Consider the following 18,016-nt stretch of genomic DNA (forward strand, 5'->3'; position numbering starts at 1 on the left):
AGATCGTCCGCCTGCTCCCTTCATCAGCGCGGACGCCCAGAAAGGAATGAACACCCGTGTCACACACAGGCATGAACCGGAGGAGGCGCTTCCTCGCCGCGCTCGCGGCCGGGACGCTGACCGTGGGCGCCACCCTGGGGATGGCGACGGGCGCCGACGCCGCGCCGAGCTTCGGCAACATCGACGAGGACGCCTCGGGCTCGATCATCGTGCACAAGCACGAGAACCAGGTCGGCACCGACGCCGAGCAGAACCCCGACGGCACCGGCACGCCCATCCCGTCCGCGCCGGTCGAGGGGGCGGAGTTCACCGTCTACGAGATCGTCGACGCCAGCGGGAAGCCCGTCGACCTGACCGTGCCCGGCACCTGGGACCACCTCGAGGACCTCGAGGTCTCCGCCGACGGCAGCACACTGACCGGCGGCCCCGGCGCGCCCAGCGGCCCGTGGACCATCGGTGCCGCGAAGGACGTCGGCACCACCGGCGCTGACGGCACCACCCGGCTCGACCTGGACCGGATCGGTGCCTACGTGGTCGTCGAGACCGACGCTCCCGCATCCGTCGTTCAGCGGGCCAACCCGTTCGTCGTCACCATCCCGCTCCCGTTCCAGGACGGCTGGCTCTACGAGGTGCACGTCTACCCCAAGAACGGTCTCGTCGACATCACCAAGTCGGTCACCGCGCAGCCCGCTGACGGTCTCGGCCTCGGCAGCACGGTGTCCTTCCCGGTCACCACGCGGGTGCCCGGCCTCACCCCCGGCACCAGCTTCGAAAACTACGTCGTGCAGGACACCCTCGACGCCCGCCTGGGCTCGGTCGGCGTCGCCGGCGTGAGCCTCGGTGGCCAGGACGTCGACGCGTCGCACTACGCCGTCGAGGTCGACGGCAACACCGTGCGCGTGGTCTTCACCCCCGCCGGCCTGGCCTGGCTCGCCACCCAGGGCGACCAGCGGCTGGTGACGACGTTCGAGGGCACGGTCGAGTCGATCGGCGACGGCACGATCACCAACGAGGCGACCGTGTTCGTCAATGACCCCTCCGAGACGGGCGGCATCACGTCCAACACCGTCGAGACCAACTGGGGTGACCTCGTCATCGACAAGACCGACGCCGCCAGCCCCGGGACCGGTCTGGCGGGGGCGAAGTTCGAGGTCTACGCCGCCGCTGACCCGTACGCCGCGGACTGCACCGCGGCCCGGCCCACCGGGTCGCCGCTGACCGTGGACGGCACGTCGGTCTTCACCTCGGACGCGGACGGCCGGATCTCGGTCAAGGGCCTGTTCGTCAGCGACAGCGTCAACGAGAAGGCGAGCGCGGACGCACGGTGCTACGTCCTCAAGGAGGTCCAGGCGCCGGCCGGCTTCGTCACCCCGAGCGGTGACGACGCCTACACCCCCGTCAAGGTCCGCACCGGCGCCACGACCGGCGTCGACCTCACCATCGAGAACGTGCAGCAGGTGGCGCCCGCGCTGCCCTCCACCGGTGGCCAGGGTCGCGCCGCGCTGCTCGCGGGCGGCGCGCTCGTGCTCGGCCTGGCAATCGCCCTCTCGGTGGTCAACCGCCGCCGCACGGCGCAGGCCTGACCGACCGACGAGTCACCAGTGCCGACGCACGCAGCACGGACGGGTCGCCCCTCCCCCCGCGACGGGGGAAGGGCGGCCTCGTCCGTCGTGGGGTCGGTCGTGGTGGCGCTGCTCGTCGTGCTGGGCAGCGGGCTGCTGCTCTACCCGAGCGCGGCGAGCTGGTTCAGCGCCGTCAACCAGGCCGAGGTCACCAGGGACTACAAGGCCGACCTGCGCCAGGCCTCGCCGGAGGAGGTCGCGGCGCACGTCCGGCGGGCGAAGCGCTACAACGCCGCCCTCACCAGCGGGGCCCTGCTGGAGGCCGGGAGCCGCAAGCCGGCCGGCAGGGGCACCTCCGGGGATGCCACCCTCGACTACGACTCGATCCTCGACCTCAACGGCTCCGGGGTGATGGGGCACGTGGTCATCCCTGACATCGACGTCGACCTGCCCATCTACCACGGCACCTCCGACGAGGTGCTGGCGAAGGGAGCCGGCCACCTCGAGGGATCCCACCTGCCGGTCGGCGGTCGCGGCACGCTCGCGGTCATCGCGGCCCACCGCGGCCTGCCCGAGGCGACGATGTTCGACGACCTCGACAAGCTCACGGTCGGCGACGACTTCGTCGTCGACGTGTTCGGCACCGCGATCGCCTACGAGGTCACCAGCACGAAGGTGGTCGAGCCGGACGAGACCGAGGCGCTGCGCCCCGTGCCCGGCAAGGACCGGGTGATGCTCGTGACCTGCACGCCGCTCGGCGTCAACAGCCACCGGATCCTGGTGACGGGGGAGCGTCTCGCCCAGGTGCCGCCGGCCGCGGTCGAGGGTGCCGGGCCGGGTGGCGCGGCCGGCTTCCCCTGGTGGATCCTGGGCGCCGCCGCCGCTCTCGTCGTCGCGGTCGCGCACGCCTGGCCTCGCCGCCGGGTGGCCGCCGGCGAGCAGGCCTGACCGAGGTCGCGACGGCCCGCGGGCGCGCTCCCATCCCGGGGGCGCGGCGCCCGGGCGCTCCGCCGGCGACGCTAGGGTCGCCTCCATGGGAGTCGAGGGGCGGTCGTGCCGATGACGTCGACGGCCGCGGCGGTCCGGAGGGACACCCGCACGGCCCCCGAGGGGTCGAGCCGCTCGGGCCTCATCGTGCTCGTGCTCGCCCTGTGCGGCACGTCGGTGTCGTTGATGCAGACGCTGGTCGTGCCGCTCCTGCCCGACTTCCCCAGGCTGCTGGGCACCACCGCGGACAACGCCTCCTGGCTGGTCACGGTCACGCTGCTGACCAGCGCGGTCGCCACGCCGATCCTGTCGCGCCTGGCCGACATGCACGGCAAGCGCCGGATGGTCGTGGTCTCCCTCCTCGTGCTGCTCGCGGGCTCCTTGCTCGGGGCGATGAGCGACTCGCTGGCGGTGCTCATCGTGGCCCGTGCCCTGCAGGGGTTCGCGCCCGCGCTGATCCCGATCGGCATCTCGATGATGCGCGACGAGCTGCCGCCCGAGCGGATCGGCGGCGCCGTCGCCCTGATGAGCGCGACGCTGGGCATCGGCGGTGCGGTGGGGCTGCCGCTGTCGGGCGTGATCTACGAGCTGTTCGACTGGCAGGCAGTGTTCTGGGGCAGCGTGGCGATGTCCACGGTCATGCTGGCGCTGGTCATGCTGGTGGTGCCCGAGTCCGGGGTGCGCACGCCGGCCCGGTTCGACTGGACCGGCGCCATCTTGATGTCCATCGCGCTGACGTCGCTCCTGCTCGGCATCTCCAAGGGCGGCTCGTGGGGCTGGACCTCGCAGTGGACGCTGCTGTCCTTCACGGTCTCGGTCCTCTTCTTCGCCCTGTGGGCGCCGTGGGAGCTGCGGACGGGTGAGCCGTTGGTCGACCTGCGCACCTCGACCCGGCGCCCGGTGCTCCTGACCAACATCGCCTCGCTGCTCGCCGGCTTCGCGATGTTCACCAACCTCCTGGTCGCCACCCAGCAGCTGCAGATCCCCGCTGACACCGGCGTCGGGTTCGGCCTCGACGTCACCGAGGCGGGCCTGGCGATGCTGCCCGGCGGCGTGCTGATGGTGCTGATGGCGCCGGTGTCGGCGTCGATCACGCGCCGGTTCGGCGCCCGGATCACGCTCGTCGCGGGGCTGTGCATCACCGGCTTCGGCTACGTCGTCCGCGTCCTGCTCGACGCCAGCCTCGCCCAGCTCGTGATCGGGGTGTGCATCGTCTCGGTCGGCATCGCGGTGAGCTTCGCGGCGATGCCGGTGCTCATCATGCAGTCGGTGCCCATCGGCGAGACGGCCGCCGCCAACGGCCTCAACACGGTCGTCCGCGCCATCGGCACGTCCACCTGCTCGGCGACGGTGGCCGCGATCCTGGCCGCCGGCGTCGTGGCCGGCGACGCCTACCCGTCCGAGGCCGCCCTGCACTCGATGAGCTGGCTCGCCGCGGCCGTCGCGTTCGCCGCCGCCGGGGTCGGGTTCATGATTCCGGCCCGCATCGCGCCCGTCCTCGCGGGCGCTCCGGAGGTGCCCGGGGCGCCCCGGGCCGGGGTGCGCGGCGACGCCGTGCGCCGCGCGGACATCGGCGCCGAGGTGGTCGTACGAGGTCGGGTGCAGCGCCCGGACGGCAGGCCGGCCCGGCTGGCGGTGGTCTCGATGCTCGACCGCCGCGGACGCCAGGCCGACTGGGCCCGCACCGACAACGACGGCCGCTGGTCGGTCGTGCTGCCGGGCGCCGGTGAGTACCTCGTCATCTGCTCGGCCGAGGGCTGGGCGGCGCGCTCGGAGCTGCGCCAGCTCTCACCCGACACCGTGCCCGTGCTGCACCTCGACCAGCGGCTCACGGTCGCGGGGGTGATCTCCCGCGGCGGCTGGCCCCTCAGCGACGCGCTCGTCGTGCTCACCGACTCGTCCGGGGAGTCCGCGGGCGCCACCCGCACCGACGACGAGGGCCACTACGAGATCGGGATGCCGCCGCTGGGTCGCTACGTCCTGACCGCGCTCGACCCCCGCACGGGGGCGGCCGAGTCCGAGGACGTGGTGATCAGCGCGCAGCGGCGCCGCTTCAACCTCGTGCTGCCCGACCCGGCGGACCTGACCGCGTCGGCGCGCGCAGGTGACGAGGGCTCCGCCTAGCCCGACGTGCGGTCTCAGGCGGGGGAGCGCACCATGCTGTTGCTGTGGAGGAGCGTGAGCCGCGCCTTCACGCTGAGCAGCGTCTCGATGATGAAGTCCTCGCGGCCGTTGGTGAGGCGGCTGATCGGCACCGAGACGCTCAGCGCGTCGATGCTCTGGCGGTCGAAGGGGAGCGCGACGGCGAAGCAGCGCACGCCGATGCACGACTCCTCGCGCTCCACCGCGTAGCCGGCCACCGAGGCGTGGTCGATGATCTCGAGCAGGCGCTGCTTGTCGGTCGTCGTGTGCGGCGTGAGGGCGGTGATCTCCTCGGGGATGAGCTCCTCGCGAACGGCGAGGGGCTGCTCGGCGAGGATGGCGCGGCCCAGCGCGGTGGAGTACGCCGGCAGGCGGCGGCCGACGGCCGAGTGCATGCGCAGCGGGTGGATCGACTCGCGCTTGGCGGTGTAGACCACGTCGGCGCCGTCGAGGCGCCCGAGGTGGACCGCCTCCTCCGTCGCCGCGCTGATCTCGTCCATGCACGAGCTCGCGCGCGCCAGGACGGGGTCGCCGTCGAGGTAGGCCGAGCTGACGATCAGGGCGTGGATGCCGACCTGGTAGACGCTGCCGGTCGGGTCGGTCTGCACCCAGCCGCGCGCCGTCATGGTGCGCAGCAGCGCGTGCAGGCTGCTCTTGGGGATGCCGAGACGGGTGGCGAGCTGGAGCTGCGTGCCGGGCCCGTTGGCGGCGAGGTCGTCGAGCACGTCCAGCGCACGTGCTGCCGACTTGACCGGGGCGCTGCCCGAGGGCGTCGGCGCGGCAGATGTGTCCATGGCAGGTCGCCTCTTCTGTGATGGGTTCCGGGAGCAGCCACTGCCGCCCACCGTCCGGGGGTGCGTCGACCCCTGTTTGACAAGAGTTTACATACATGGACGGTTCACGTACATGGATTGATTTCTTGCTGTTGACCTGTGATGGTGCTCACGATAGCGTCCCTGTCAGTTCAGCCCCCCGAACGAAGTTCAGAGACGCGAGGAGTGTCCACAAGTGATCCAGGTTCGCTATTCCACGTCACCGTCGGTAGTGGAGACGGCGACCAGCGCCGACCTGCGCGACAACTTCCTCTGCGAGGACCTGTTCCTCGACGGCGAGGTGCACGGTGTCTACACCCACGACGACCGGATGGTCGTCGGCGGCGCGGTCCCGGCCGGGGGCCAGCTCGACCTCCCCGCGTGGGACGTGCTCGGCACCGACTCGCACCTCGAGCGCCGCGAGCTGGGCGTCATCAACGTGGGCGGCGACGGGCACGTGCTGGTGGACGGCGAGAAGTTCGAGCTCGGCCACCTCGACGGCATCTTCGTGGGCCGGGGCAGCGAGGTCTCCTTCACCGGCACCGACGCGGCCTTCTACTTCGTCTCGGCCCCTGCGCACGCGACCCACCCCACGACGTTCCTGAGCCACCAGCACGTCGAGCCGCTCTCCCTCGGCAGCGCCGGCGGCGCCAACGAGCGAAACCTCTACCGCTACGCCTGGGGCCAGGAGCTCCAGACCTCGGTCCTGCAGTTCGGCCTGACCGTCATCGCCGACGGCTCGGTCTGGAACACCTTCCCGCCGCACCTGCACGAGCGCCGCACGGAGGTCTACCTCTACGTCGACCTCGACGAGGACGACCGCGTCTTCCACTTCATGGGCGAGCCCGGGGCCACCCGGCACCTGGTGGTGCGCAACCGCCAGGCCGTCATCTCGCCGCCGTGGTCGATCCACTCGGGCGCCGGCACCGGCTCCTACGTCTTCATCTGGGCCATGGCCGGCGAGAACAACACCTACACCGACCTGACCCCCGTCGACGTGGCAGACCTGTGACCACGCAGACCGCGACCACGCGTCGTTCCCCGTTCGACCTGCACGGCAGGACGGCCGTCGTCACCGGCGCCGGCCGCGGCCTGGGCCGGGCCGTTGCGGTCGGACTCGCCGAGGCGGGCGCCGACCTGGTGCTCCTCGGCCGGCCGGGCAGCCAGGACGCGACGCGCGAGACGGTGGAGGCGCTCGGTCGCGAGGCCGCCGTCCTCGACCTCGACGTCTCCGACCACGAGGCCGTGGCCCGGGTCGGCGCCGAGGTCGCCGCCGCCCGCCAGGTCGACATCCTGGTCAACAACGCCGGCATCATCGAGCGCGAGGACACCGTCGACCTGACCCCGGAGTCCTGGCAGCGCGTGGTCGACACCAACCTCGGCGGGCTGTTCTTCCTGTCCCAGCACATCGGCCGCTCCATGGTGGAGCGCGGCCACGGCAAGATCGTCAACGTCGCCAGCCTGCTCGCCTTCCAGGGCGGCATCCGGGTGGTGTCGTACGCCGCGAGCAAGCACGGCGTCGCCGGGATCACCAAGGCGCTCGCCAACGAGTGGGGCCCGGCGGGCGTGCAGGTCAACGCCATCGCGCCGGGCTACATGGCCACCGACAACACGACCGCGCTGCGCGAGGACCCGGACCGCTCGCGGTCCATCCTCGAGCGGATCCCCGCCGGCCGGTGGGGCACCGCCGCCGACATCGCAGGCGCTGCCGTGTTCCTCAGCTCCTCCGCCGCCGACTACGTCAACGGCCACGTGCTGGTCGTCGACGGTGGCTGGATGGCCCGCTGACCGACCCGTCCCCGACCCGGACGCCCACCCCGGAGCCGCCCCCGCGGCACCACGACCCCCCTCTCGGACCTCAACCCCTGCCGGAGCCTCTGGCACCAAGAAAGAAGGATCGATGATGAAGTTCACATCTCGTCCAGCCGCGGCCGTCCTCGGCCTGACGCTGGCAGCCGCTGCCCTCACCGGCTGCAGCGAGGAGGCAGGCGGCTCGTCCGGCGGCGGTGCCGAGGCCGGCGGCTGCAGCCCGTCCGACATCACGCTCGTGGGCCAGGTCCGCAACGAGTCCAACCCGTACGAGGCTGCCTGGCTCGACGGTGGCGACGCGTTCGCCGAGTCGGTCGACCTCAGCCAGGAGCGGATGACCTACGACGGCGACTCCACCAAGCAGCAGGAGCAGATCAGCCAGCTGCTCGCGGGCGACACGGAGTGCCTGGTCATGAACATCCTCCCGAACGGCGACTCCGACACCCCGCCGATCGTCGAGGGCGCGCAGGACGCCGGGGCCTACCTCGTCACCCAGTGGAACAAGCCGGCCGACCTCGACGTCACCGAGTACGACCAGTGGCTGAGCCACATCACCTACAACGGTGTCGAGTCCGGCAAGCAGATCGGTGACGCGCTGGCCGAGGCCATCGGCGGCTCGGGCGGCATCATCGCCCTCCAGGGCATCCTGGACACCGGCGCGGCCAAGGACCGCTTCGCCGGCCTCGAGGAGTCGCTGGCGGCCAACCCGGACGTCGAGCTGCTCGACGACCAGACGGCCAACTTCTCCCGCGCCGAGGCGCTCGACGTGACCAAGACGCTGCTCACCAAGCACGGCAAGGACATCAAGGGCATCTGGGCGGCCAACGACGACATGGCCCTCGGCGCGCTCGAGGCCCTGAAGGCGGCCGGTCGCGACGACGTGGCCGTCGTCGGCATCGACGCGGTCCCCGACGCCCTGACCGCCATCGAGGATGGCTCGATGACCGCCACCGTCTCCAGCGACGGCCCGTGGCAGGGAGGCATCGGCCTGGCCATCGGCTACTGCGTCGCCACCGGCGAGCTCGAGGTCGACGAGATCTCCGAGCGCGCCTGGTTCGCCGAGCAGTTCCTGATCCAGGAGGACAACGTCGCCGACTTCATCTCCCCCGAGGTCGACGAGTCCGAGTTCGCCTGCGACAACCTCTTCAGCCGTTCGCAGGGCGCCATCTCGTGACCATGACATCCCCCGCCGAGGACGTCGAGGTCGTCGCGACGCGCCCCCAGCCTCGGCGGGGGGTGTCGCTGCGGGACGCCGGTCCCCCGGTCGCGCTCCTCGTGATCTTCGGTGTGTTCGCAGCCCTCAGCTCCGACTTCCGCACGCTCGGCAACGTCCAGAACATCATGGACACGGCGGCCGTGCTGGCCGTCGTGGCCTGCGGCATCACGTTCGTGCTGATGATGGGGTCGATCGACCTCTCCGCCCCCGGTGTCATGGGGGCCTCCGCGATCGCCGTCGCCCTGCTCGTCGCCAACAACCGCAACGACAACGACCTCGGTCTCCTCGGGGTGCTGCTCGCCGTGCTGGTCGGCGCCGCGCTGGGCTGCCTGAGCGGGCTGGCCCTGGTGCTGCTGAAGGTGCCGTCGTTCATGACGACGCTGGGCGTCTCCGCCATCGGGCTCGGGATCGCCACGCTGATGTTCGCCGGCGTCCAGCCCAACATCTCCGACACGATGCTGGAGTCGTGGGCGGTCGACCGCCTGCTCGGCTTCTCCTACCTCACCTGGATCGCCGCCGGCTGCGTGCTGCTCGGCTACCTGGTCCAGCGCTACTCCCGTCTCGGGCGCTACGCGTTCGCGATCGGGGGCGCCGAGGAGGTGCTCGCCCTCTCCGGCGTGAAGGTCGCGCCCTACAAGGTGGCCGCGTTCACCCTGGCCGGCGCGTTCTACGCCCTCGCCGGGGTCATGGTCACCAGCCAGCTCGGCGCCGGGCTCGTCCAGGCCGGACGCGGCTACGACTTCGCGGCGATCACCGCGGCGGTCGTCGGCGGCACCCTGCTCACGGGCGGTCGCGGCGGCATCCTCCACTCCACGGTCGGCGTCCTGCTCGTCACCGTGCTCACCAACGGCCTGGTCCAGGTGGGCGTCAGCCCCTACTGGCAGGGCGGTGTGCAGGGCCTCATCGTCGTCGTCGCGGTCGCCGCGGCCGTCCTCCCTCAACGTCGAAGGAACCAGGTGACGAAGTGACCACCGATGTCCAGCAGGCGCCCGAGGTGCCCGCAGCGGCTCCGGTCCACGCGCTCGAGGTGCGCGGGCTGGTCAAGCACTACCCCGGCGTGAAGGCCCTCGACGGCGTCGACCTGGTCGTGCGCCAGCACGAGGTGCTCGGCCTGGCCGGCGAGAACGGTGCCGGCAAGTCGACGCTGCTCAAGGCCCTCGTCGGGCTCGTCCGACCCGACGCCGGAGAGATCTGGGTCCGCGGCGAGAAGGTGCGCCTGCGCAGCGTCGTCGAGGCCGCCGACCACGGCATCGGGATGGTCTTCCAGGAGCAGTCGCTGGTGCCCAACCTCACCGCGGCGGAGAACATCGTGCTCGGCAGCGAGGGGCCCGGCGTGCGCCGCGGGCTCTACCGCTGGGACACCATGCGCCGCCTGGCGCAGGAGCAGCTCGACAAGATCGGCTCCCACATCGACCCCCTGGCCCGCACCGACACCCTCAGCTTCGCCGAGCGCCAGATGGTGGAGATCGCCAAGGTGCTGCGGATCGAGGAGCGCTCCCAGCACGCGCCGGTGATCATCCTCGACGAGCCCACCTCGGTGCTGGAGTCGAAGGAGATCGAGACCCTCTTCGCCCAGGTGCGCCGGCTGCGCGAGTTCGCGTCGGTCGTCTTCGTCTCCCACCGCCTCGACGAGGTGCTCGACGTCTGCGACCGCGTGGCCGTGCTGCGCGGCGGCCAGTCGGTGGGGGAGGTGCCCACCGAGGGCGCCGCTCCCGGCGACCTGCACCGGATGATGATCGGCTCGACCGGCTCGGAGGACCACTACCACGACACGGCCGCCCGTCGCGCCGACGAGGAGCGCCGTCCGATGCTCAGCGTCCGCAACCTCTCGGGCGCGACGTTCCGCGACGTCGACCTCGATGTCCACGCCGGCGAGATCGTCGGGATCGTCGGCGTGCACGGCTCGGGGCGCGAGGACGTCTGCCGCGCGCTCTTCGGCGCCGAGCCGACCACCTCGGGCGAGGTCACCCTCGACGGCGAGAAGCTGGAGCTCACCGGCACGCGGGCTGCCTGCGCCGCCGGCATCGGCTACGTGCCGGCGGAGCGCAAGATCGAGGGCATGGTGGGCCCGATGTCGGTCGCCGACAACATGACCCTCACCAAGCAGAAGGCCCGCTGCACCGGTCCGCTCGTGGCGCCGCGCAAGCAGGCCACCCTCGTCGACAGCTGGATCGAGCGGCTCTCCATCCGCACGCCCCACCGCGGCACCGCGATCCAGCGGCTCTCCGGCGGCAACCAGCAGAAGGTGGTGCTGGCTCGCTGGCTCGTCGCCGGCGACATCCGCCTGCTCCTCCTCGACCACCCGACCCGCGGTCTCGACATCGGGGCCCGCTCGGAGGTCTACCGGCTGATGCGCGAGCTCGCCAACAGTGGCGTCGCCACGGTCCTGCTGGCCGACAGCCTCGAGGAGGCGATCGGCATGTCCGACCGGATCATCGTGATGAACGACGGTCGCGCCACCAAGGAGGTCGCCTGCCCCTCGGGCGCCAAGCCGACCCCCCTCGACCTGGTCAAGGAGATGGTCTGAGTGACGACCCCCGTTCTCGCCACCCCGGCAGCCGAGCAGCCCGCCGTCCACGGCGGGCCCACGGTCGGCCAGCGGCTGACGTCGTTCATGCCGCTCATCGCGCTCCTGGCGCTGCTGGCTGCGCTCACCATCGCCGACCCGGACTTCCTCACCCAGCGCAGCATGATCGCCGTCGTCCGCACGTCGGCCCCGCTCGTCGTCCTCGCCGCGGGCGCCACGCTGGTGGTCCTCTGCGGCGGCATCGACCTGTCGATCGCGGCCCTGTGCTCGCTGTCGACGGTGCTCTTCGCGATGTGGCTGCCCGACCTCGGCGGCCTCACCGTGCCGGCCGTCATCGCGGCCGCCGGAGCCCTCGGTGCGGTGCAGGGCATCGCCCACGTCGTGCTGCGCATCCCGTCGTTCATCGTCACCCTGGGCGGGCTCAGCATCTTCTCGGCGGTCGCCCTCGTGATCTCCGACGCCGGGCCGATCCGGATCGTCGACCGGGAGGCGACGAAGTGGATCACGATGTACGTCGCCGGGGTCGTGCCGATGTCGTTCTTCGTGGCCGTCGTCGTGGTCGCCGCCATCGCCCTGGTCCTCAAGCTCACCCCCCTGCAGAGCTGGGTGACCGCCACCGGCTACTCCGAGTCGGCGGCCCGCCTGGCCGGCACGCCGGTCGACCTCGTCAAGGTCGGCGCGTTCATCGTCTCGGGCGCGTGCGCCGGTCTGGCCGCGGTGATGCTCGTGTCGCGCAACTTCAGCGGCAGCCCGACGATGGCCGACAACCTGCTGCTGCCGGCGGTGGCCGCGATCGTCGTGGGCGGCACCGCCATCACCGGCGGTCACGGCAGCCTGTGGCGCTCGCTGGTCGGCGCCCTCGTCATCACTCTGCTCCGCGTCGGGCTGCCCATCGTGGGCGTCCCGTCCGCGTGGGAGCAGATCCTCTACGGCGCGATCATCGTCGCCGCCGTCGCCCTGACCCTCGACCGCTCGAAGGTGCTGATCATCAAGTAGTCCCGACCCCCTGACTCCCCGACGTACGTCCCCACCCTCCGCTCCGACCCTCGGAAGGCCACCATGTCCGACACCACCTCGCTCCTCCCTGCCGTCCAGTCGTTCCTCTCCTCCCCGAAGAAGCTCCTGATCGACGGCGAGCTCGTCGACGCCAAGGACGGGCAGACCTTCGACACCGTCAACCCCGCCACCGAGGACGTCCTCGTCAAGGTCGCGCAGGCCTCCGCCGTGGACGCCGACCGCGCGGTCGTCGCGGCCCGCACCGCCTTCGAGCACGGCTCGCCGTGGTCGAGGTTCTCCCCTCGCGACCGCTCCCACCTGCTGTGGCGCATCGGCGACCTGATCGACGAGCACGCCGAGGAGTTCGCCCAGCTCGAGTCCCTCGACAACGGCAAGAGTCTCGCCTCCGCGCGCGGCGACGTCGGCGTCGCCGCCGAGCTGTTCCGCTACTTCGCCGGCTGGGCCACCAAGATGGAGGGCACCACGATCCCGATGTCGGTGCCCGGGCGCGACTTCCACGCCTACACGCGCCGCGAGCCGATCGGCGTCGTCGCGGGGATCGTGCCGTGGAACTTCCCGCTGACGATGGCCGCCTTCAAGATCATCCCGTCGATCACCGCCGGCAACACCGTCGTCCTCAAGCCCGCCGAGCAGACCCCGCTGACCGCGCTGCGCCTCGGCGAGCTGCTGCTCGAGGCCGGCCTGCCCGCCGGCGTCGTCAACATCCTGCCCGGCTTCGGCGACGCGGGCGCCGCCCTGGTGGCGCACTCCGGCGTCGACAAGGTCGCCTTCACCGGCAGCACCGAGGTCGGCAAGAAGATCGCGGCAGCCGCCTCGGGCAACCTCAAGAAGGTCTCCCTCGAGCTCGGCGGCAAGGCTCCCAACATCATCTTCAACGACGCCGACCTCGAGGCCGCCGTCGCGGGCGCCGCGCTCGCCGGCTACTTCAACGAGGGCCAGTGCTGCGTCAACGGCTCGCGCCTCTACGTCCAGCGCGACGTCTTCGACGAGGTCATCGCGGGCGTCGCGGCGGCCGCTCGGGCCATCACCGTCGGCGACGCGTTCGACCCGGCGACCACGATGGGCCCGCTGGTCTCGCAGGAGCAGCACGAGAAGGTCATGGGCTACGTCCGTGGCGCCGTCGCGGACGGCGCGACGATCACCGCCGGCAGCCCCGACCCGGCCAAGGAGCGCGGCTACTTCTTCTCCCCGACGCTCATCACCGACGTGACCGAGCAGATGGCCGTGCAGACCGACGAGATCTTCGGCCCGGTCATCACCGCCATCCCGTTCGACACCGAGGACGAGGTCGTGGCCGCCGCCAACAACACCGTCTACGGCCTGGCCGCGGGCGTCTGGTCGCGCGACCTCGGCACCGCCCACCGTGTCGGCGGCCGGCTGCGCGCCGGCACCGTGTGGCTCAACACCTGGCACGCCGACGACGTGACCCTGCCCCGCGGCGGCTACAAGCAGTCGGGCTGGGGCCGCGAGCTCGGGTCGTTCGGGCTCGACGACTACACCGAGCTCAAGACCGTCATCGCCGAGCTCCGATGACCGCTGGCGACACCCCGCGGGACCTCATGGAGGTCCTGCGGGGGCACCGCGTCGTGCCCGTCGTGGTCCTCGACGACCCCGACCGGGCCGACGCCCTCGGTGACGCGCTGGTGAGCGGCGGCCTGCCCGTCGCCGAGGCGACGTTCCGCACGCCCGGCGCGGCCGCGGTGCTGCGCCGCCTGGCGGCGCGCGACGACCTCGTGGTGGGTGCCGGCACGGTGCTCACCCCGGCGCAGGTCGACCTCGCCCACGAGGCCGGCGCGGGCTTCGTCGTCTCACCCGGCCTCAGCGACGGCGTCGTGCGCCGGTGCCAGGAGCTCGGCCTGCCCGTCGTCCCGGGGGTGAGCACCGCGTCCGAGATCATGCGCGCGCTCGACCTCGGTCTCGACACCGTGAAGTTCTTCCCCGCCGAGGCCACCGGCGGGCTCCCCGCCGTCAAGGCGCTCGCGGCCGCCTTCCCGCAGGTGCGCTTCGTGCCCACCGGCGGCATCACCGAGGCGAGCGCGCCGGCCTACCTGGCCCACGGCGCGGTCGCCGCAGTCGGAGGCAGCTGGATGGTGGCCCCCGACCTGCTGGCCGCCGGCCAGTGGGCGGAGGTCGCGGCGCGCTGCGCCGCCACGTCCCGCCTGTCCCACCACGACCCCCAAGGAGCGCACGCATGATCGAGACCCGTCCGGCGGCCGAGTGCGAGCTCGACATCGTCGCGCTCGGCGAGGTGATGCTGCGCCTCGACCCCGGCGAGGGTCGCGTCCGCACCGCGCGCCGGTTCGAGGCGTGGGAGGGCGGCGGCGAGTACAACGTGGCGCGCGGCATGCGCAAGGTCTTCGGCCTGCGTGCCGGGGTGGTCACCGCCCTGGCCGACAACGAGATCGGCCACCTCGTGGAGAACCTGATCATGCAGGGCGGGGTCGACACCTCGCTCATCCGGTGGGAGCCCTACGACGGCATCGGGCGCACGGTGCGCAACGGCCTCAACTTCACCGAGCGCGGCTTCGGCGTGCGCGGTGCGGTGGGGGTCTCCGACCGGGCGCACACGGCGATCGCGCAGATGACGCCCGGCACCGTCGACTGGGACGACCTCTTCGGGCGTCGCGGCGTGCGCTGGCTGCACACCGGCGGCATCTTCGCGGCGCTGTCGGAGAACGCGGCTGCCGTCGCCGAGGAGGCGATGGCCGCCGCGCAGCGCCACGGCACCGTCGTGTCGTTCGACCTCAACTACCGGCCCAGCCTGTGGGCGGGGATCGGTGGGCCCGACTTCGCCCGCGACGTCAACACCCGGCTGGCCTCGCACGTCGACGTGATGATCGGCAACGAGGAGGACTTCACCGCCGCCCTCGGCTTCGAGGTCGAGCACGTCGACGAGCACCTGCGCGAGCTGCCGATGGACAGCTTCGCCGCGATGGTCGCCACCGTCGCGGAGAAGATGCCGTGGTTCAAGGTCATCGCGACGACGATGCGCGGCGTCCACAGTGCCAGCGACAACGACTGGCAGGCCATCGCCTGGTCCCCGGACACGGGCGTCCTGCAGTCGACGGCACGCGACCACCTCGCGATCTACGACCGCGTGGGAGGCGGTGACGGGTTCGCCTCCGGTCTCGTCTACGGGCTCCTCGAGGGCGAGGACCTCCAGACGTGCCTCGAGCTCGGCGCCGCCCACGGCGCCCTGGCGATGACGACTCCCGGTGACACCTCCATGGTCACCCGCGAGGAGGTCAGGGCGCTCGCCGGCGGCGGCAGCGCCCGCGTGCGCCGCTGAGCGGTGGACACGCCGCCCCCGACGACTGCCGATCCCCGAGGATGTGAGCGATGAGACACCACCTGACGCGGCTGGCGGCCGTGACGGTGCCGGGCGTCGCACTCGGCGCCGCGAGCCTCGTGCCCCACCGCCGCCGCACATGAACGGGCGGCGGGTGTCCTTCCCGCGACTCGCGCGGCTGGTCGCCGTGCTCCTCACCGGGCTCGTCGTCGCCCTCGCGGTCGGCGCGGGCGCTCCCGCGAGCGCCCACGCCGACCTGGTGAGCACCGACCCCGCCGAGGGGGCCGTGCTCGACGCCGCCCCCGAGCAGATGGCGTTCACGTTCACCGAGGCGGTCGCCGGGGTCTCCGACGGGGTCCAGGTGTTCGACGCCGTGGGCGGCGTGGTGCCCTCCTCCTCGGCCGTCAAGGGCAAGGTGCTCACGGTGGGCCTCGACCAGGAGGTCGGCGACGGCACCTACGTGGTGGTGTGGCGGGTCATCTCCGAGGACGGCCACCCCGTCAGCGGGTCGCTCAGCTTCTCCATCGGCGCCGCGAGCGAGACGGTGCAGGTGCCACCGGCCGCCGCCACCCCCACCGACGACGTGCCGCGGACCCTCACGGCCGCGCGGTGGCTCGGCTACGTCGGCCTGCTGCTGTGCGTCGGGCTGGCGTGGTTCGTCGCGGCGGTGCTGCCTGCCGCCGACGACGACACGCGGGCACGCCGACGACTGGTCCGGGTGCTGCGCGTCGCCGCGCCGCTGACCGCGGCGGCGTGGCTGGCAGGGCTCCCGCTCACCGCCCTCTACCAGTCCGGCGGCGGCGCCGACTCGCTGATGGAGTCCGCGGCGTGGTCGACGATGGCGAGCACCGAGTACGTCGTCGCGGCCTGCGTGGCGCTGGGCGTGCTGCTCGCGACGCTGATGGTGGTGGGCGCCGCCGGGCCCGGTCGCACGCGCGGGCGGGTCGCGCTGGCGGCCGCCGTCGTGGCCGCCTGCGCGCCGGCACTGACCGGGCACACCCGGGCGGCCTCGCCCGAGGCGCTCGTGGTGGGCGTCGACATGCTGCACCTGCTCGCCGCCAGCGTGTGGCTCGGCGGGCTGGTCGCCCTGGTGCTGGTGCTGCCCGTGCTCGCCGGGCGTGGCCCGGTCGCGGCTGAGGTGCTCGCCAGGTTCTCGACGGTCGCCGCAGGCGTGCTGGCCGTCCTCGTCGTCTCCGGCACGGTGCTGGCCTGGCGGATCATGGGATCGCTCACCGCGCTGTTCGACACCGGCTACGGCCGGCTGCTCGCGATCAAGATCGGCGTGGCCCTGCTCGTGGTCGCCATCGCCGGGTGGAACAGGTACGCCGTGCTGCCGCGCGTGCGCGCCGCGACGCCGTCGGGCGACCTCGGCTCGGGCACGCGCCTCGTGGTCCGGGCCGCCGCGGCCGAGGCCGCCCTGCTCGTCGTGCTGCTGCTGGTGACCGGAATGCTGGTCGACCGCAACCCGGAGGCCGGCCGGGGCGCCGACTCGGCCGGCGCCGCGGAGCCGGGGGTGCAGACCGGCATGCTCGGCGACCACGAGGTCGAGGTGACCCTCGACCCGCTCGCCACGGGGGCCAACACCGTGTCGGTGTCGACGCGCGACGCCGCAGGCGAGCCCTTCGAGGGCTTCGACGCACCGAAGATCCGCGTCGAGTCCGACGACATCGACCTCGGCGAGATCGCCCTCGAGTCGATCGCACCGGGGGAGTACGCCGGCGACGTGGTGCTGCCGGCGCCGGGCACCTGGCGGGTGCAGGTGTCGTTGCGGGTGAGCGAGTTCGACAACCCCGTGCAGACGTTCGCCTTCAGCGTCGGCGACGAGTGATCGCGCCCAGATGACCACCCACGACGACCGGTCCGGCGCGACGGGCGGGACCCCGGTCAAGTCCGCCGCGCGCGTCCTCGACCTGCTCGAGGACATCGCCGCGCACGGCCCGGCCACCCGGGCCGAGCTGTCGCTGCGGATGGGCATCCCCAAGAGCAGCATGCACGCGGTGCTGAGGACGATGACCGAGCGCGGCTGGCTCGAGCTCGACCACGCCCGCGGCGCCTACCGCCTGGGGTTCCGCTCGGTGGCGGTGAGCGCGGCCTACGTCGAGGACGACCCCGTGATCGCCCGCGTGGCGCCGCTCCTGGACCGGCTGGCCGCCGAGACCGGGGAGACCGTGCACCTCGGCCGGATGGACGGCGCCCACGTGATCTGCCTCGACAAGCGCGAGTCGACCCGCCCGGTACGGATGGCCTCGGCGGTCGGGCGGCGCCTGCCGGCCTGGTCCACCTCGCTCGGTCGGGCCGTCCTGGCCACCCGGCCCACGGCGGTGCGCGAGGCGCTGGTGCCCGACGCGATCGCGAAGATGACCCAGCACACCCGCACCGACCGCGCGGCCGTCCTGGCCGCCATCGACCAGGCGTCCGTGCGCGGCTACGCGGTGGAGAGCCAGGAGGTCTGTCCCGGCATCCGGTGCTTCGCCGTGGCGCTCGCGCCTCCCGGCGCCCCGGTCCACGCCATCAGCGTGGCCGTGCCGCTCGCCCGCCTCGACCGCTCGCGCGAGGCCCGCGTCGTGAGGTCGCTGCTCGACCTGGGCCACCGCGCGCTCGACGTACCCTCTGTCTAGACACTGGTACACATACGTGGACACATCACCCACATGG

Annotated in this window: 15 protein-coding genes; 14 read left to right on the top strand and 1 reads right to left on the bottom strand. The window is 72.5% G+C overall.

What is annotated here, in order from left to right:
* Positions 1-56: 56 nt before the first annotated feature.
* The 3 genes from AC4H2S_RS17915 to AC4H2S_RS17925 all read left to right on the top strand — a co-directional run bounded on the left by AC4H2S_RS17915 (position 57) and on the right by AC4H2S_RS17925 (position 4,673).
* The gene (locus AC4H2S_RS17915) at positions 57-1,583 is read left to right on the top strand and encodes a SpaH/EbpB family LPXTG-anchored major pilin (protein WP_491498333.1); all 1,527 of its coding nucleotides are present in this window, start codon (positions 57-59) and stop codon (positions 1,581-1,583) included.
* Between the two features lie 18 nt (positions 1,584-1,601).
* Positions 1,602-2,510: a class C sortase gene (locus tag AC4H2S_RS17920; RefSeq protein WP_491498334.1), complete on the top strand. Its 909-nt coding sequence runs from the start codon at positions 1,602-1,604 to the stop codon at positions 2,508-2,510.
* A 111-nt stretch (positions 2,511-2,621) separates the two neighbouring features.
* The gene (locus AC4H2S_RS17925; protein ID WP_491498441.1) at positions 2,622-4,673 is read left to right on the top strand and encodes an MFS transporter; all 2,052 of its coding nucleotides are present in this window, start codon (positions 2,622-2,624) and stop codon (positions 4,671-4,673) included.
* A gap of 14 nt (positions 4,674-4,687) precedes the next feature.
* Here the strand turns inward: AC4H2S_RS17925 and AC4H2S_RS17930 are convergent, their stop codons facing one another.
* The gene (locus AC4H2S_RS17930; RefSeq protein ID WP_491498335.1) at positions 4,688-5,485 is read right to left on the bottom strand and encodes an IclR family transcriptional regulator; all 798 of its coding nucleotides are present in this window, start codon (positions 5,483-5,485) and stop codon (positions 4,688-4,690) included.
* A gap of 250 nt (positions 5,486-5,735) precedes the next feature.
* Between AC4H2S_RS17930 and kduI the strand changes: the two genes are divergently transcribed.
* From kduI to AC4H2S_RS17985, 11 genes are all read left to right on the top strand, one after another.
* Positions 5,736-6,515 carry a 5-dehydro-4-deoxy-D-glucuronate isomerase gene (kduI, locus tag AC4H2S_RS17935; protein WP_491498336.1) on the top strand — a complete coding sequence of 260 codons (780 nt, stop codon included), beginning with the start codon at positions 5,736-5,738 and terminating at the stop codon, positions 6,513-6,515.
* The gene (kduD, locus tag AC4H2S_RS17940) at positions 6,512-7,291 is read left to right on the top strand and encodes a 2-dehydro-3-deoxy-D-gluconate 5-dehydrogenase KduD (RefSeq protein ID WP_491498337.1); all 780 of its coding nucleotides are present in this window, start codon (positions 6,512-6,514) and stop codon (positions 7,289-7,291) included. Before kduI ends, kduD begins: the two co-directional genes overlap by 4 nt.
* 115 nt (positions 7,292-7,406) lie before the next feature.
* A complete protein-coding gene (locus AC4H2S_RS17945; RefSeq protein WP_491498338.1) occupies positions 7,407-8,486 on the top strand; it encodes a sugar ABC transporter substrate-binding protein in 1,080 nt (359 codons plus the stop codon).
* A gap of 2 nt (positions 8,487-8,488) precedes the next feature.
* On the top strand, positions 8,489-9,496 hold the full coding sequence (locus AC4H2S_RS17950) for an ABC transporter permease (protein ID WP_491498339.1): 1,008 nt from the start codon (positions 8,489-8,491) through the stop codon (positions 9,494-9,496).
* Positions 9,493-11,055: a sugar ABC transporter ATP-binding protein gene (locus tag AC4H2S_RS17955; RefSeq protein WP_491498340.1), complete on the top strand. Its 1,563-nt coding sequence runs from the start codon at positions 9,493-9,495 to the stop codon at positions 11,053-11,055. Before AC4H2S_RS17950 ends, AC4H2S_RS17955 begins: the two co-directional genes overlap by 4 nt.
* Entirely contained in the window at positions 11,056-12,051 is a 996-nt protein-coding gene (locus AC4H2S_RS17960) for an ABC transporter permease (protein WP_491498341.1), read from the top strand.
* Between the two features lie 63 nt (positions 12,052-12,114).
* The gene (locus AC4H2S_RS17965; protein ID WP_491498342.1) at positions 12,115-13,605 is read left to right on the top strand and encodes an aldehyde dehydrogenase family protein; all 1,491 of its coding nucleotides are present in this window, start codon (positions 12,115-12,117) and stop codon (positions 13,603-13,605) included.
* Positions 13,602-14,267 (top strand): bifunctional 4-hydroxy-2-oxoglutarate aldolase/2-dehydro-3-deoxy-phosphogluconate aldolase, encoded by a 666-nt coding sequence (gene eda, locus AC4H2S_RS17970; protein WP_491498343.1) that lies wholly within the window; start codon positions 13,602-13,604, stop codon positions 14,265-14,267. Before AC4H2S_RS17965 ends, eda begins: the two co-directional genes overlap by 4 nt.
* Positions 14,264-15,361, top strand: a complete 1,098-nt coding sequence (locus AC4H2S_RS17975) for a sugar kinase (protein ID WP_491498344.1) — start codon at positions 14,264-14,266, stop codon at positions 15,359-15,361. The genes eda and AC4H2S_RS17975 overlap by 4 nt, the downstream gene beginning before the upstream one ends.
* A 154-nt stretch (positions 15,362-15,515) precedes the next feature.
* Positions 15,516-17,189, top strand: coding sequence for a copper resistance CopC/CopD family protein (locus AC4H2S_RS17980; protein WP_491498345.1), 1,674 nt, complete (start codon positions 15,516-15,518; stop codon positions 17,187-17,189).
* A 10-nt stretch (positions 17,190-17,199) separates the two neighbouring features.
* On the top strand, positions 17,200-17,979 hold the full coding sequence (locus AC4H2S_RS17985; protein WP_491498346.1) for an IclR family transcriptional regulator: 780 nt from the start codon (positions 17,200-17,202) through the stop codon (positions 17,977-17,979).
* The last annotated feature ends 37 nt before the right edge of the window (positions 17,980-18,016 follow it).

The sequence above is a fragment of the Nocardioides sp. Z13_37 genome (assembly GCF_058355585.1).